At 71.8% G+C, this 13,749-nt stretch carries 16 protein-coding genes; 4 read left to right on the top strand and 12 right to left on the bottom strand.

Annotated features, from left to right (window positions below):
* Nucleotides 1–11 precede the first annotated feature (11 nt).
* The 3 genes from J2847_RS07750 to J2847_RS07760 all read right to left on the bottom strand — a co-directional run bounded on the left by J2847_RS07750 (nucleotide 12) and on the right by J2847_RS07760 (nucleotide 2,037).
* Nucleotides 12–788: an OmpA family protein gene (locus tag J2847_RS07750; protein WP_233474348.1), complete on the bottom strand. Its 777-nt coding sequence runs from the start codon at nucleotides 786–788 to the stop codon at nucleotides 12–14.
* Nucleotides 785–1,297, bottom strand: coding sequence for a DUF4398 domain-containing protein (locus tag J2847_RS07755; protein ID WP_209778369.1), 513 nt, complete (start codon nucleotides 1,295–1,297; stop codon nucleotides 785–787). The genes J2847_RS07750 and J2847_RS07755 overlap by 4 nt, the downstream gene beginning before the upstream one ends.
* A gap of 122 nt (nucleotides 1,298–1,419) precedes the next feature.
* Entirely contained in the window at nucleotides 1,420–2,037 is a 618-nt protein-coding gene (locus tag J2847_RS07760; protein ID WP_209778371.1) for a DedA family protein, read from the bottom strand.
* 188 nt (nucleotides 2,038–2,225) lie between these two features.
* On the opposite strand from J2847_RS07760, the gene J2847_RS07765 reads away from it, so the two are divergent.
* The 3 genes from J2847_RS07765 to J2847_RS07775 all read left to right on the top strand — a co-directional run bounded on the left by J2847_RS07765 (nucleotide 2,226) and on the right by J2847_RS07775 (nucleotide 3,635).
* Nucleotides 2,226–2,891: an NnrU family protein gene (locus J2847_RS07765; RefSeq protein ID WP_209778373.1), complete on the top strand. Its 666-nt coding sequence runs from the start codon at nucleotides 2,226–2,228 to the stop codon at nucleotides 2,889–2,891.
* Nucleotides 2,892–2,953: 62 nt separating this feature from the next.
* Nucleotides 2,954–3,388, top strand: coding sequence for a CBS domain-containing protein (locus J2847_RS07770; RefSeq protein WP_209778375.1), 435 nt, complete (start codon nucleotides 2,954–2,956; stop codon nucleotides 3,386–3,388).
* Between the two features lie 25 nt (nucleotides 3,389–3,413).
* Nucleotides 3,414–3,635, top strand: a complete 222-nt coding sequence (locus J2847_RS07775; protein WP_209778376.1) for a DUF2934 domain-containing protein — start codon at nucleotides 3,414–3,416, stop codon at nucleotides 3,633–3,635.
* 189 nt (nucleotides 3,636–3,824) lie between these two features.
* On the opposite strand, the gene J2847_RS34800 is transcribed toward J2847_RS07775, so the two are convergent.
* From J2847_RS34800 to J2847_RS07790, 3 genes are all read right to left on the bottom strand, one after another.
* Nucleotides 3,825–4,571 (bottom strand): cold-shock protein, encoded by a 747-nt coding sequence (locus tag J2847_RS34800; RefSeq protein WP_209778378.1) that lies wholly within the window; start codon nucleotides 4,569–4,571, stop codon nucleotides 3,825–3,827.
* A 154-nt stretch (nucleotides 4,572–4,725) separates the two neighbouring features.
* Nucleotides 4,726–4,899, bottom strand: a complete 174-nt coding sequence (locus tag J2847_RS07785) for a hypothetical protein (protein WP_209778380.1) — start codon at nucleotides 4,897–4,899, stop codon at nucleotides 4,726–4,728.
* A gap of 35 nt (nucleotides 4,900–4,934) precedes the next feature.
* On the bottom strand, nucleotides 4,935–5,507 hold the full coding sequence (locus J2847_RS07790; RefSeq protein WP_209778382.1) for a hypothetical protein: 573 nt from the start codon (nucleotides 5,505–5,507) through the stop codon (nucleotides 4,935–4,937).
* Nucleotides 5,508–5,741: 234 nt separating this feature from the next.
* Between J2847_RS07790 and J2847_RS07795 the strand changes: the two genes are divergently transcribed.
* Nucleotides 5,742–6,614 carry a DMT family transporter gene (locus J2847_RS07795; protein WP_233474349.1) on the top strand — a complete coding sequence of 291 codons (873 nt, stop codon included), beginning with the start codon at nucleotides 5,742–5,744 and terminating at the stop codon, nucleotides 6,612–6,614.
* A gap of 14 nt (nucleotides 6,615–6,628) precedes the next feature.
* Here the strand turns inward: J2847_RS07795 and J2847_RS07800 are convergent, their stop codons facing one another.
* The 6 genes from J2847_RS07800 to J2847_RS07825 all read right to left on the bottom strand — a co-directional run bounded on the left by J2847_RS07800 (nucleotide 6,629) and on the right by J2847_RS07825 (nucleotide 13,740).
* Nucleotides 6,629–9,136 carry a hybrid sensor histidine kinase/response regulator gene (locus J2847_RS07800; protein ID WP_209778385.1) on the bottom strand — a complete coding sequence of 836 codons (2,508 nt, stop codon included), beginning with the start codon at nucleotides 9,134–9,136 and terminating at the stop codon, nucleotides 6,629–6,631.
* A 211-nt stretch (nucleotides 9,137–9,347) separates the two neighbouring features.
* A complete protein-coding gene (locus tag J2847_RS07805; RefSeq protein ID WP_209778387.1) occupies nucleotides 9,348–10,316 on the bottom strand; it encodes an MBL fold metallo-hydrolase in 969 nt (322 codons plus the stop codon).
* A 33-nt stretch (nucleotides 10,317–10,349) separates the two neighbouring features.
* A complete protein-coding gene (locus tag J2847_RS07810) occupies nucleotides 10,350–11,054 on the bottom strand; it encodes an ABC transporter ATP-binding protein (protein ID WP_209778388.1) in 705 nt (234 codons plus the stop codon).
* Nucleotides 11,055–11,068: 14 nt separating this feature from the next.
* Nucleotides 11,069–11,887 carry an ABC transporter ATP-binding protein gene (locus J2847_RS07815; protein ID WP_233474375.1) on the bottom strand — a complete coding sequence of 273 codons (819 nt, stop codon included), beginning with the start codon at nucleotides 11,885–11,887 and terminating at the stop codon, nucleotides 11,069–11,071.
* A gap of 2 nt (nucleotides 11,888–11,889) precedes the next feature.
* A complete protein-coding gene (locus tag J2847_RS07820; protein WP_209778392.1) occupies nucleotides 11,890–12,837 on the bottom strand; it encodes a branched-chain amino acid ABC transporter permease in 948 nt (315 codons plus the stop codon).
* Nucleotides 12,838–12,864: 27 nt separating this feature from the next.
* Complete coding sequence (locus J2847_RS07825) at nucleotides 12,865–13,740, bottom strand: branched-chain amino acid ABC transporter permease (protein WP_209778393.1); 876 nt, start codon at nucleotides 13,738–13,740, stop codon at nucleotides 12,865–12,867.
* Nucleotides 13,741–13,749 lie beyond the last annotated feature (9 nt).

A 13,749-nucleotide genomic window follows, 5' to 3' on the forward strand; every position in this document is an offset into this window, starting at 1 on the left:
GTCCCTTCCGGTCAGGGCCGCGTTTCGGCCACGGTCCCGTCGTCGGAAATGACGATGTCGACCCGGCGGTTCTGCTGGCGGCCGGCGTCGTTGCTGTTGGAGGCGACCGGCTGCGCCTCGCCGAGGCCCTGGGTGATGATGCGCGACGGGTTGACGCCGCGCGCGGTCAGGCCGTCGCGCACCGCCTGGGCACGGGCCTCCGACAGGCGCAGGTTGCTGTCCGCGTTGCCGGTGCTGTCGGTGTGCCCCTCGATCCGCACGGTGCGGGCCGGGTAGCGCTGCATGAACTGGGCGAGCCGGTCGATGCGCTCGTAGGCGCTGCTGGTCAGCTCGGCCCGGCCGGTGGCGAACAGGATGTCGCCCAGCGTCATCACCAGCCCGCGCTCGGTCCGCTCGGCCTGGAGGTCGCGGAGCTGCTGCTCCAGCTCGCTGTTGCGGGCCTGGAGGCGGTAGCTGTCGGCGTTGGCGACGACGTTCTGCGCGCCCTTCACCCCCGCCGTCTCCTGCGCGATCTGCACGCGGCGGCTGGTGAGATAGGCCTGATGATCGACCTCGACCGCGCCGCCGCCCTGGTTGCGCACGGCCTCGGCCTGGCGCAGGGCCTCCTCGGCGCGGCGCAGTTCGAGCGGCGCGTTGGCCGCGACCTGCGGGTTGCTGGCGGCGGCGTTGTAGTCCTGGCGGGCCTGGATCAGGGCCGCGGTGTCCATCGAGCCGGTGGCGCAGCCGGCGACGCCGGCACCCAGCCCGGCCAGAACCAGCAGGGCGCGCGTGGCGCTCATCGTCCTCATGGCCGGACCTCCGGATAGGTGTAGGTGCTGCCCCAGCTCGTTCCATTGTTCATCGGAACCACCCCGCCGGACACGGGCGGCAGCGTGCTGCCGGAGACGGGCGGCGCCGTCACCGCCGGAGGCGGCGTCATGGCGGACTGGGGCGCCGAGCGGGGAATCGCCTGCTGCCGCACGGCGGCGGCGGCCTGCTGGGTGACGGCGCGCTGGGACTTCGCGGTCGCCAGCTCGGCGTCGGCCTGGGCCTGCTCGGCGAGCTGGCGGGCGCGGGTGCGCTCGTCGGCGCGCATCGCGTCGTCGGCGGCGGCCAGCTTGTTGCGGGCGGCCTGAAGCTCGACCGGAGCGTATTGCAGCGCGTTGGCACGCTCGGCCGCCGCCACGGCCTGCGAGGAGGCGCCGAGCTGGGCGGTCGGCGGCGGGACGTCGGTGGCGCAGGCGGCGAGGCCGAGCGCGGCCGACAGGGCAGCCGCGGCCGCAGGCCAGCGGCGCGGGGGTGAGGGGTTCCGGGTCATCGCGTGACGTTCCTTGTTTGCCGAAGGATCATGTCCTTTCGGATGGATCGTCCCGGAAACGTCCGGCGGCGGGGAAAGTTCCGCCCACGCTCGACCGCCGCCCCATTCAACCGCCGCCCCATTCAACCACCACCGGGCAGCCGGGTCTGGCGGCGGTGCAGCACGACGCGCAGGACATAGGCCAGCAGCAGCCCGGCGAACAGCAGCAGCGCCCCCGGCACCATCAGGTCCGCCACCCAGGGAAAGCCGACCCGCACCAGATAGCCGGTGGTCGCCAGCACCAGCGCCCACAGGGCCGACCCGACCGCCGAATAGGCGAGGAACACCGGCATCCGCAGGCCGCAGGCGCCGGCCGGGATCGAGATCAGGGTGCGCAGCCCCGGCAGCGGCTGGCACAGCAGCACCGCCACCCCGCCGCGCCGGGCGAACCATTCGGTGGCGCGGTGGACCTGCTCGGGCCGCACGGTCAGCCAATGGCCATGGCGGCGCAGGAACGCCTCGAACCGCTCGCGCCCCATCCAGTGGGCCGGCAGGTACCAGACCAGTTCGCCGACCGCCGACCCCAGCCCGGCGGCCAGCGCCACCAGCAGCAGGTTGAACTCGCCGCTCGCCGCCCCCATGCCAGCCAGCGGGATCACCGTCTCGGCCGGCACCGGCGGCAGCACGCGGGCCAGGACCAGCATCAGGAAGATGCCGGCGTAGCCGAGCTGCTGCACGATCTGGATGATCCATTCGGTCATGATGGGTACGGGGGCTATCCGGACGGACGGTGATCCTTCGACAACCGCCGGACGCGCCCGCCGTTCCGAAACCGCCGTTCCGAAACCGTTGGCCCCGGCCGGGCAAGGCGTCATGGCGCAAAGACGCCACCCGCCCGGTTTGACCCCGGTCAAGGCGTCGGACGGGCGGATGCGATGGGATGGGCATCATGACCGCGCCGCTGCTTCTCTCCGCCCTGCTCCTGTTCCTCAGCCACGCCGTGCCGTCCTGGCCGGGGGTCCGGCCGGCCCTGATGGCGCGGATGGGCCGTCCCGGCTTCATGGCCCTGCATTCGCTGGGATCGCTGCTGACGCTCGGGCTGTTCGTCCTCGCCTACCGCGCGGCCGACGGCGGCGGCGTGCTGTTCGTGCCGGCCGGCTGGGCGGCGCCGCTGGTGGCGCTGGTCATGCCGCTGGCCTTCCTGCTGCTGGTCGCCCGCGTCACCACCCGGTTCGGGACCCTGGACGCCCCCGACCCGCCGCGCGGGATCTACCGGATCACCCGCTGCCCCGGCAGCCTGGGGCTGCTGCTGTGGGCGCTGGCCCATCTGAACGCCACGGGGGACGAGCGGCGGGTCGTGCTGTTCGCCACCATGGCGGCCATCGCCCTGTTCGCCATCGTCAAGAACGACACGGTTCTGCGACGCAACGCCGGGGGGCGGGCCTACCGCGCCGAGACCTCGGCCGTCCCCTTCCTGGCGCTGCCCGGCGGGCTGCGGGCGGCGCTGGCCGAGTTCGGCTGGCTGCGGCTGGCCGGCGGGCTCGCCGCCTACGCCGCCATGCTGGCGGTGCATCCCTGGCTGTTCGGCGTCAGCCCCCTCTATTGGATGAATTGAGCGGGACGCCCGCCGCCCGCGCCTGTTGAAGGCACGGACAACGGAAAACAGGGGCTCCTTCCATGAAGATCCGCGAGATCATGACCCGCGACGTGCAGACCGTGCGGCCGGACGACAGCATCCGCCGCGCGGCGGGGCTGATGGACGAGTTGAACGTCGGCATCCTGCCGGTGTGCGACGGGCGCACGCTGGTCGGCGTCCTGACCGACCGGGACATCACCATCCGCGCGACCTCCGCCGGGCTCGCGCCCGACCGCTGCACCGTCGCCGAGGTGATGACCGCCAGCCCGCGCTACTGCTACGAGGACGATCCGGTCGGCAGCGTCACCGAGCTGATGGCCGGGCAGCAGATCCGCCGCGTTCCGGTGGTGGACCGCAACGACCGGCTGAGCGGCATCGTCTCGCTGGGCGACCTCGCCACCGACGCCAAGAACGACCGCGCGGTCGGCGACGCGCTGGAACGCATCTCCTCCCCCTCGCGGCCCGACCGTGGCTGACGTCATTCACCAAGGGAGCATAGCGATGGACGAGAATTCCCGCATCCGCGCGCGCGCCCACGACCTGTGGGAGCGCGAGGGACGACCGGACAACCGCCATCAGGAGCATTGGGCGCAGGCCGAGCGCGAGATCGCGGAGGAGGAGGCCGTCAACGGCCCCGGCGCGGGCATCCAGGTCCCCGACAACGCCAGCACCCGCGTCCTGCGCGAGGCGGCGGAACACATCGCCGGAAAGACGGAAAGCTGACGCCGGCCGTTTGAGCGGTCAAAAGATATCGTGTGTGATTCTGATACAGATGAACACAGACAGACACAGATGAACAATGATGACGCTTCCGCTTTCATGGAAAAGGCCTGACCGGCAGAGCCGGGGTTCTTCCATGTTCATCTGAGTCTGTCTGTGTCCATCCGTGTCCAAGCAACAATCAAACGGCCGTCACTCGGCCGTCAGGCTGACCGCTTCCATGCCCTTTTCGCCCTGGCGGACGGTCATCCGCACGCGCTGGCCATCGTCGAGGCCGCGCAGCCCCGCACGCTCCAGCGCCCGCGCCGGGATGAACACGTCGCGCCCACCATCGTCCGGGGCGGCGAAGCCGAAGCCCTTGCTGCTGTTGAACCACTTCACGGTGGCGGTCATCTCGCTCGTCGGGCCGGAATCCCGAGGCCCGCCGCGCTCGCCGCGCGGGGCGAAGTCGCGCGGCGCCCCGCGCCCGCCACGGTCGGGCCCACCCCGGTCGAAACCACCCCGGTCGCCTCCACGGTCGCCGAAGCCGCGATCGCGCGAGCCGTAATCGCGCGGACCGCCACGGTCGCCCCCACGGTCGCCGAAGCCACGATCGCCGAAGCCGCGATCACCGAAACCACGGTCCGGGCCGCGCGGGCGCTCCGGCATGCGCGGGCGCGCGGGCGCGGCGGTCGACAGATCGACGGAATGCAGCGCGCTGACCTGCTTGCCCTTGCGGTCCTCGACGAGGTCGACCACGACGGTGGCGCCCTCCGGCAGGGTCGCGTGGCCGGCCGGCACGACGATGGAGGCGGGAAGCAGGGCGTCCTTGCCCTCCTCGCCAAGCTTGACGAAGCCGAAGCCGCGCTCCGGGTCGAACCATTTGACGGTGGCCGTCACCTGGGTGCCAACGACGTTGGGCTGGCGATAGACATGCTGACGGGGCGGCTGACGGCTCATGGGAAACCCGAACTCCAACGGACTGTAACGGCGCCCACGGACCTCGCGGGCGCGCCTGGAAGAGACATCGCCCGCCGAGGCCGGATTGGCAAGGCGCAGTTGCACGAATCCGGGCGAATCCGGGTGGAAGCCACCCGAAATCACCGAAGGGAACTCAAGCCGACAGATGCTCGGGCACCGGCGGCGGTTCGCGCGGCGGCACCGGGATGGGGGCCGGCGGCTCGCCCATCGGCGGACGCGACGGGTCGCCCGGCATCGGCAGCGGCGGGGTCGGCAAGGGGATGTCGCCCGGCGTCGGGGCCGGCGGGTAGGGTCCGAGATGCATCATGCGTGTCGTCTCCAAAAATCTCCGGAAGAGGGGGGTCAGCCGCCGCTGCCGCCGGGGGTCGACAGCGACAGGCGGCGGGCCTCGCCCAGGCTGTCCATGCAGCGGGTCTCGTCGCCGTCCCTGGCGGCGGCGCGGGCGGCGGTGACCAGGGATTCGAGCTGCGCGTTGCGCGCCGCCCGTCCCATCGTGTCGCCGGCCCCGCCGCTGCCGCCGGGCATGGCGCCCTGCGCCGGGTTGGAGCCGGCATCGGGCCGCACCGCCGGGGCGGTCGGCATGTTGCTGGCGCCCGAGCGCGGCGGGTCGATCACCGCCCGGTCGCCGACGGCGGGCGGCGCGATCAGGCCGCCCGACTGCGCCAGCCGCTCCGACGAGGCGGCGCCGCTGCCGTCCGTCGCGTCGCTCCGCGCGCTGGAGCCGGCGCTGCCCGGCGGCGCCGGCACGGCGGTCGGCGGCGGCTGGGTGGACAGGCTGTGGTCGGCGGCGAACTGCTCGACCATCGCGCCGCAGGTCTGCTGGGCCGCCGCCGGCAGCGCCGCCAGCATGGCCAGACCGGCGACCAGCGCCGCCCCGCGTCCCGCCTGTCCCGTCGACGTCGGTTCTGCTCGCATGGTCGGCTCCCTGGTCTGCTGCGGGGGTTTCGATGGGGGTTGAGGACACCCTCCCTCCATCAACGGCGAAACCGCCGTGCCGGTTCCCGGAACACGGGATCCCGCGTCTTCACAGGGCGGACGTGTGAAAAGGCGATCCCGCCATGCGCGTTGCTCATTTCGCGGGCGGATGGCGGGCGTCGTAGAGTGCCGGCCCCCTCAACGATTCGTGCGTTCCCCATCATGATCGCAAACATGGCCGCGCTCGGCGCCGCGCTGTGCTGGGCCGCCGGCGGGCTGATCGCCATCGGGCCGGTGCGGGCGCTGGGATCGATCGCGTTCAACCGGCTGCGGCTGACCGTCGTCGCCACCGGCCTGCTGATCGCCACCGGACTGCTCGGCGGCTGGCAGACGCTGGACACCGGCGCGGTCCTGACGCTGGCCCTGTCGGGGGCGATGGGCATCGTGATGGGCGATCTGGCGCTCTTCTGGTCGCTCAGCCGGCTGGGGCCGCGCCGCAACGTGGTGATCTACGCCGCCAACGCGCCGCTGACGGCGCTGCTCGGCTGGATCGTGCTGGGCGAGGCGCTGGGCAGCTGGACGGCGCTGGGCATCCTGCTGGTCACCGCCGGGGTCATGCTGGCGGTGGCGCTGCGCTCGGGCTCCACCCATTCCTGGGAGGCCGTGCAGGGCAGCCTGCTGGCCGGCGTCTGCGTCTGCCTCGTCGCCGCCTGCGGGCAGGCGGTCGGCTCGGTCATCGCCAAGCCGGTGATGGCGGCCGGCGCCGATCCGGTCGCCTCGGCGGCGGTGCGCGTCACCACGGCGGCGCTGATGCTGACCGCCATCGGGCTGCTGCCGGGGCAGCGGCTGGGCTTCGGCCCCGGCCTGACGCCGCGCATCGCGCTCCAGGTGGTCGGCAACGGCTTCATCGGCGTCGGGCTCGGCATGACGCTTCTGCTGGTCGGGCTGGCCCACGGCAACGCCGGGGTCGTCGCCACCCTGTCGGCGCTGAGCCCGGTGCTGATCCTGCCGATGCTGTGGATGCTGACCGGCCAGCGGCCGGGCCTGGGGGCCTGGGCCGGCGCCCTGGTCGCGGTGGCCGGCGTCGCCCTGATCGTCAACCGCTAGCTTGTCCCTTGCGGTCAGATGGCCGCCTCGACGCTGCCCGGCAGGGCGGCTCGGACGGCCTGGGTCGCCCGGTTGAAGGCGTCGCGCAGTTCGCCCTTCAGCGCCGCCGCGTCCTCGCGCTCCTGCTCGCAGGCGTGCTGCACGGCGCGCGCCAGCCGCGACAGCTCGACCATGCCGAGATTGCCGGCCAGGGACACCATGGCGTGCGCGTCGAAGCCGGCCGCCTTCGTGTCGCCGGTCTCCAGGATGCGGTCGACCCGCTGCGCCAGCTCGCCCAGCGTGCCGGCGACGAAACGCGGCATCACCTCCGGCCCGAGCGTGTCGGCCAGCGTGTCCAGCGTCAAGCGGTTCAGCACCGGCTCGGCCGGCTCGCTCCCCGCCGTCACCGTCGCCGGAACCTGCGGAGCCGGCCCCAGCCAGCGCTCGACGGCGGCCAGCAGGGTATCGCGCTCGATCGGCTTGGTGACATGGTCGTTCATCCCGGCGTCGAGGCAGAGCTGGAGCTGGTCGGACAGGGCGTTGGCGGTCAGCGCGATGATCGGGATGGAGCGCCGCGGATCGTCCAGCCGGCGGATCGCCGCCGTCGCCTGCACCCCGTCCATGCGCGGCATCTGCATGTCCATCAGCACGAGGTCGAACGCGCCGTCGCGCACCGCGGCGACCGCCGCCAGCCCGTCCTCCACCACCTCGACCGTGTGGCCGGCCTTGCACAGGATGGAGGAGGTGACGATCTGGTTCATCGGCACGTCCTCCGCCAGCAGGATGCGGGCGGCGCGGCGGGAGGCCTCCGGCGCCGGCCGGTCGGCCGGCCCCAGCACCTCCGCCGCCACCGGCAGCGGCAGCTCGAACCAGAAGGTGCTGCCGACGCCGGGGCTGCTCTGGAAGCCGATACGCCCGTTCATCAGCTCGGACAGCTGCTTGGAGATGATCAGCCCCAGCCCGGTCCCGCCGTAGCGCCGGGTGGTGGAGCGGTCTCCCTGGCTGAAGCGCTGGAACAGGTTCGGCTGCTCGGCGAGCGGGATGCCGGCGCCGGTGTCGCTGACCGAGAAGCGCAGCGGCGCCGCCCCGCTCTCCATCCGGTCGGCCGACAGCAGCCCGACCGACAGCAGGATCGAGCCGCGCTCGGTGAACTTCACCGCGTTGCCCAGCAGGTTCAGCAGGATCTGGCGGATGCGCGCCTCGTCGCCGCGCACGAAGCGCGGCACCGACGCGCCGAGCGCCAGTTGCAGCAGCAGCCCCTTCTGGGAGGCGGCGTTGCTCATCAGGTCGCGACAGTCGCGCATCAGCCGGTGCAGGTCGAAGGCGCGCTCCTCCAGCTCCAGCTTGCCGGCCTCGATCTTCGAATAGTCCAGGATGTCGCCGATGATCGCCAGCAGCCCGCGCCCGGCCTCGCGCTGGAGCGCCACATACTGGCGCTGCTCCGGCGTCAGCTCGGTGCCGAGCAGCAGGTCGGCGAAGCCGATGACGCCGTTCAGCGGCGTGCGGATCTCGTGGCTCATCGCCGCGAGGAATTCGGACTTCACGCGGTTCGCCGCCTCGGCCTCGGCGCGGGCCTCGTGGAGCTGCTCCTCATGGAGCTTGCGCTCGGTGACGTCGCGGACGGCGGCGATCACCGTGAAGGCGCCGGTGGCGTCCAGCGCCGGGCGCATGCTGGTCTCGACCCACGGGAACCGGCCATCCCGGTGGCAGGCGCGGTGGATGACGGCGAGCGGCGGCGAGCCCGGCTCCAGCCCGGCGAAGGCCGTGGCCGCGTATTCCCGGTCGTCGGGGTGGATCAGCGATCCCGCCAGACGGCCGACCACCTCCTCCGGACTGCGGCCCAGCAGGTCCCGCGCCGACGGCGAGGCGTAGGCGATCTCCCCGTCCGCCCGCAGCACCAGGATCATGTCGGTGACGTTGTCGGCCAGCAGCCGGTAGCGCGCCTCGCTCTCCGCCATCCGCAACTCGGCGTCGCGGTGGCGCTGCTCGCGCAGCAGCAGCGCGCCCAGGAACAGCGTGCCGCAGGGCAGCATGGCCAGGAAGGGCAGCGCCGTCTTGGCGAACACCTCGGCCATCAGGTCCCAGCTCGGCAGCAGCAGCAGGGTCGACAGCGACGACCCCGACAGCAGCACGCCGAGCGCCGCCATATGGGACAGGCGCAGCGTCATGCCGCGGCGGCGGATCCAGAAGGCGAAGCCCAGCCCCACCAGCAGCGAGACCGCGGCGTTGGCGACCCCCGCCGCCATCCCCACCCCGCCGAGCCAGGCCCGGTAGCCGCCGGCGACAAGGCTGGTCATCACCGCGGCGAGCGGCCCGCCGAACAGCGCCGTCAACCCGATCAGGGGCGCGCGCGCGTCGATGAAGATTCCCGGCCCGACGTGGATCGGGTGGACCATGGAGAAGATCGCCGTCAGCCCCATGAACAGGCCGAACAGCCCCTGCCGCGCCAGATTCCCCCAGCCCGAGGAGCGGCGGACGATGAAGGTGTAGGCGAGAACGACGAAGGCGCTCGCCGCGATGTTCTCGGCGAGGTCGTAGGTCATTGAGGAGAAATCGCCCAGCATCGTCCCGGTGCCCGCCCGTCCGCTTCCGTGGCCAACCACCGACCCCTCGCCGGCCCAGCACGGGAGCGAACGGATCGACCAGTCTTATACCACGCAAGCGGGTGGGAGAACCGTTAAAGCTCGCCGGAACGGTGGGGTGACAACGTCATGGGGCGGGCCGCCTTTCCCGCCCCATCCTTGCGCCTCACCCTCACGCCTGGAGCGCCGCCCACATCTCGCGGTCGCGCTCGGCGGTCCAGATGCGCGGATCGTCGATGCCGCCGGCCTCGTCGTAGGCGCGGGAGACGTCGAAGGGCAGGCAATGCTCGAAGATCACCCACGTGCCGAAACGCGGCTCCAGCGCCGACCGCGTCCGCGCGAAGGCATCCCCCAGCGAGGCGCCGGCCGCGCGCGCCTGCGCGACGGAGCCGTACATGGCGGTCAGGAACGCCTTGGTCTCGGCGATCGCCTCGGCGCAGAGCGCCGGCGTCGTCAGCGCGTTGCCGCGCCCCGGCACCAGCTTCTCCGGCCCCAGCGCCGACAGCCGGTCGAGCGTCGCCGGCCACTCGCGCAGATAGGCGTCGCCGGTGTAGGGGGTGGCGCCGTACTCCACCAGATCGCCGGAGAACAGCACCTTGGCATCGGGCAGCCACGCCACCGTGTCGCCCTTGGTGTGGCCGCGGCCGAGCTGCATGATCTCGACCCGCGTCCTGCCCATCCACAGCGTCATGCGGTTCTCGAAGACGATGGTCGGCCAGGTCAGGCCGGGGATCGAGTCCGCCCCCTGGAACAGGCGCGGGAAGCGGCCGAGCTCGGATTCGTAATCCTGCTGGCCGCGCTCGACGATCAGGTCGTAGGTGTCGCGGCTGGCGATGATGTGGTCGGCGCCGTAGCCCGACGCGCCGAGCACGCGCACCGCGTGGTAGTGGGTCAGCAGGACGTACTTGATCGGCTTGTCGGTGACGCTGCGCACCTTGGCGATGACGTCCTCGGCCATGCGCGGGGTCGCCTGGGCGTCGATCACCATCACGCCGTCGTCGCCGACGATGATGCCGGTGTTGGGGTCGCCCTCGGCGGTGTAGGCGTAGGCGCCGGGCGCCAGCTCGGCGAAGGTGACGGTCTTGGGCTCCAGGTCGCCGGTGGAGGCGAAGGCCTTGGCCGGCGCGGTGGTGGTGGACATGGGTTCCCGTCCTCGTTTGTTCGCGTGTGTGTCTCAGAGGCCCAGATAGGCTTGGCGGACCCGCTCGTTGCTCAGCAGGGCGGCGCCGCTGTCGCTCAGCACGATCTCGCCGGTCTCGATGACGTAGCCGCGGTCGGCGATGGCCAGGGCCGCGTGGGCGTTCTGCTCGACCAGCAGGATCGTCGTGCCCTCGCGCTTCAGCCGTTGCACCGCGTCGAAGATCTCGGCGACCAGCAGCGGCGCCAGCCCCATGCTGGGCTCGTCGAGCAGCAGCAGGCGCGGCTTGGCCATCAGCGCGCGGGCGAGCGCCACGATCTGCTGCTGCCCGCCCGACAGCGTGCCGGCCGGCTGGTCGCGCTTGACCTTCAGCATCGGGAACAGCGCGTAGAGCCGCTCCAGATCCTCGGCCGGCCTGCCGCTGCCGCGCCGGAAGGCGCCGAGCCGGAGATTGTCCTCGACCGACTGCGGGCCGAAGAGCTGGCGGCCCTCCGGCACCTGCACCACCCCCTCGGCGACACGGCGCGACGCCCGCATCCGGGTGATGTCGCAACCGTCGAACCTGATCATCCCGCTCGACGCCGGGTGGACGCCGGACAGCGTGCGCAGCAGCGTCGTCTTGCCCGCCCCGTTGGCGCCGACCAGCGCCACCAGCTCGCCCTCGCGCACCGTCAGGCTGGCGGATTTCAGGGCGTGGATGCGCCCGTAATGGCTGTTGAGGCCGTCTATTTCGAGAAGCATGGTCTCCGGTCCCCCTACGGCGCCGCGCCGAGATAGGCGGCGACGACCTCGGGGTTCGCCGCCACCTCCGCCGGGGTGCCCTCGGCCAGCTTGCGCCCATGGTTCAGCGCGGTGATCCGGTGCGAGATGCCCATCACCATCTTCATGTCGTGCTCGACCAGCACGATGGTCACCCCGTCGGCGGCGACCGTCTTGATGACCTCGTCGATCTCGCGGCTTTCGGTGGCGTTCAGCCCGGCGGCCGGCTCGTCGAGCAGCAGCAGCTTCGGCTCCGCCGCCAGCGCGCGGGCGATCTCCAGCCGCTTCAGGGCGCCGTAGGGCATCGAGGCGGCGTCGGCGTCGAGGTATTTCGACAGGCCGACCGCCCCCATCAGCTCCGCCGCGCGGTCGCGCGCCTCGGAATCCCGGCGCTTCAGCGAGGGGAAGCGGAACAGCGCCGGCAGCAGCCGGGTGTCCAGGTGCAGGTGCCGCCCCACCATGACGTTCTCCAGCGCCGTCATGTTGAAGAAGATCTGCAAGTTCTGGAAGGTGCGCGACATGCCGCGCGCCGCCAGCCGGTAGGGCGCCTGCCCCGACACGTCGGCCCCGTCGAACAGCACCCGCCCGCCCGACGGCTTGTAGACGCCGGTCACGAGGTTGAAGAGCGTCGTCTTGCCCGCCCCGTTCGGCCCGATGATCGAGTGGATGTCGCCGGCCGCCACGGTGAAGCTGAGGTCGCCGATGGCGAGCACGCCGCCGAACTCGCGGCTGAGATGCTCGACCCGCAGCAGGGCCGGGCCGGCGCGGCGGTTCAGCGGAGCCGCGTCGGCGGCCAGTTCCGGATCGGTCAGCATGTTCATGCCCGCCTCCGCGCCGGGATCAGAGCGGCCAGGGTGGGCAGCAGCCCCTTGGGCATGAAGACCATCGTCGCCATCAGGATCGCACCCAGCACGATCTGCTGGTAATCCTGGAACATGGTCAGAAGCTGCGGCAGCAGGGTCAGCACCACCGCCCCGACCACCGCCCCGAAGGTGGAGGCCATGCCGCCGAACACCACCATCGTCACCAGCTCGATCGACTTGAAGAAGTCGGCCTTGGCCGGGGTGATCAGGCCGGCGTAATGGGCGAACAGGCTGCCCGCCACGCTGGCGAAGACCGCCGACAGCACGAAGACCAGCACCTTGAAGCGCGCGGTGTCGACGCCGACCACCTCGGCCGCGACCTCCGACCCGTGGACGGCGCGCAGCGCCCGGCCCATCGGGCTGTCGATCAGGTTCAGCGACAGCCAGACCACGGCGAACAGCAGGGCGCCGACCACCCAGTACCAGACCCTCTCGCCGTACAGCTCGACGCCGAAGATGCGGAAGGGCTCGACCGTCATGCCGTCGGGGCCGCCGGTCAGGCCGCTCTCGGTGCGCAGCACGATGGAGACGATGATGCCGATGCCGAGCGTCGCCATCGCCAGGTAATGGCCCTTCAGCCGCAGGATCGGCTTGGCGACGACGAAGGCGAGCAGCCCGACGAACACCGCCCCGGCGAGCAGCGCCAGCACCGGCGGCCAGCCGTAGGTCCCGGCCAGCACGCCCGACGCGTAGGCGCCGATGCCGAAGAAGCCGGCGTGGCCCAGGCTGATCTGCCCGGCGTAGCCGATCAGCAGGTTCAGCCCGACGCAGACCACCGCGTTGAAGCCGGCGAGGATGGCGACGTCGAGGTAGAAGTTGTTGGGCAGGAAGGCCGGCAGGACCGCGATGATGGCCCCCATCGCCAGCAGGCCGGTCAGGCGCCCATGAAGGATGTTCTGCATGAAGGGTGTCCTCGGAGGCACGGGTCGTTACACGCGCTCGGTGCCGCGCTTGCCGAACAGCCCGTTCGGCATGAAGAGCAGGACGGCCAGGATGATGACGAAGGCGACCGCGTCCTTGTAGGCCGACGACAGGTAGCCGGCGCCCAGCGCCTCGGCGACGCCGACGATCAGCCCGCCGGCGACGGCGCCCGGCCCGTGCCCCAGCCCGCCGAGCACGGCGGCGGTGAAGCCCTTCAGCCCCAGCATGATGCCCATCTCGGTGTAGGAGAAGGTGATCGGCGCCACCACCGCGCCGCCGATGGCGCCGAGCGCCGCCGACAGCGCGAAGGAGGCGAGCACCACCCGCTTGACGTCGATGCCGACGAGCTGGGCGGCCAGCCGGTTGTGCGAGGTGGCGAGCATCGCCTTGCCGGTCAGGGTGCGGTTGAAGAACAGCCCGATGGCGACGATCAGCACCGCGGCGCAGCCGACGACCCACAGCGACTGCGGCTGCATCGAGGCGCCCATCAGCTGGATCGGCGTCTCGCCGGAGAAGGCGTCGAGCCGCTTGAAGTCCTTGCCCCAGACCAGCTCCGCCACGCCGCGCAGGAAGATCGAGGCGCCGATGGTGATGATGATCAGGGTGACGGTGGAGGCGTTGCGCGCCCGCTCGACCGCGAACTTGGCGACCAGCACCCCGACCAGCATGGCGCCGCCGCAGCCGATCAGGATGGCGAGCGGCAGCGGCACGCCGGACGCGGTCAGCGTCGCCGAGGCCATGCCGCCGATCATGATGAACTCGCCCTGGGCGAAGTTGATGACGTGGCTGGCGTTGTAGATGATCGAGAAGCCGAGCCCGGCCAGCGCGTAGATCGCGCCGATGGTCAGCCCCGACAGCATGTATTGCAGCAGTTCCGCGAACATGGCCGTTCC

Source organism: Azospirillum agricola (genome assembly GCF_017876095.1).
Lineage (GTDB): Bacteria > Pseudomonadota > Alphaproteobacteria > Azospirillales > Azospirillaceae > Azospirillum > Azospirillum agricola.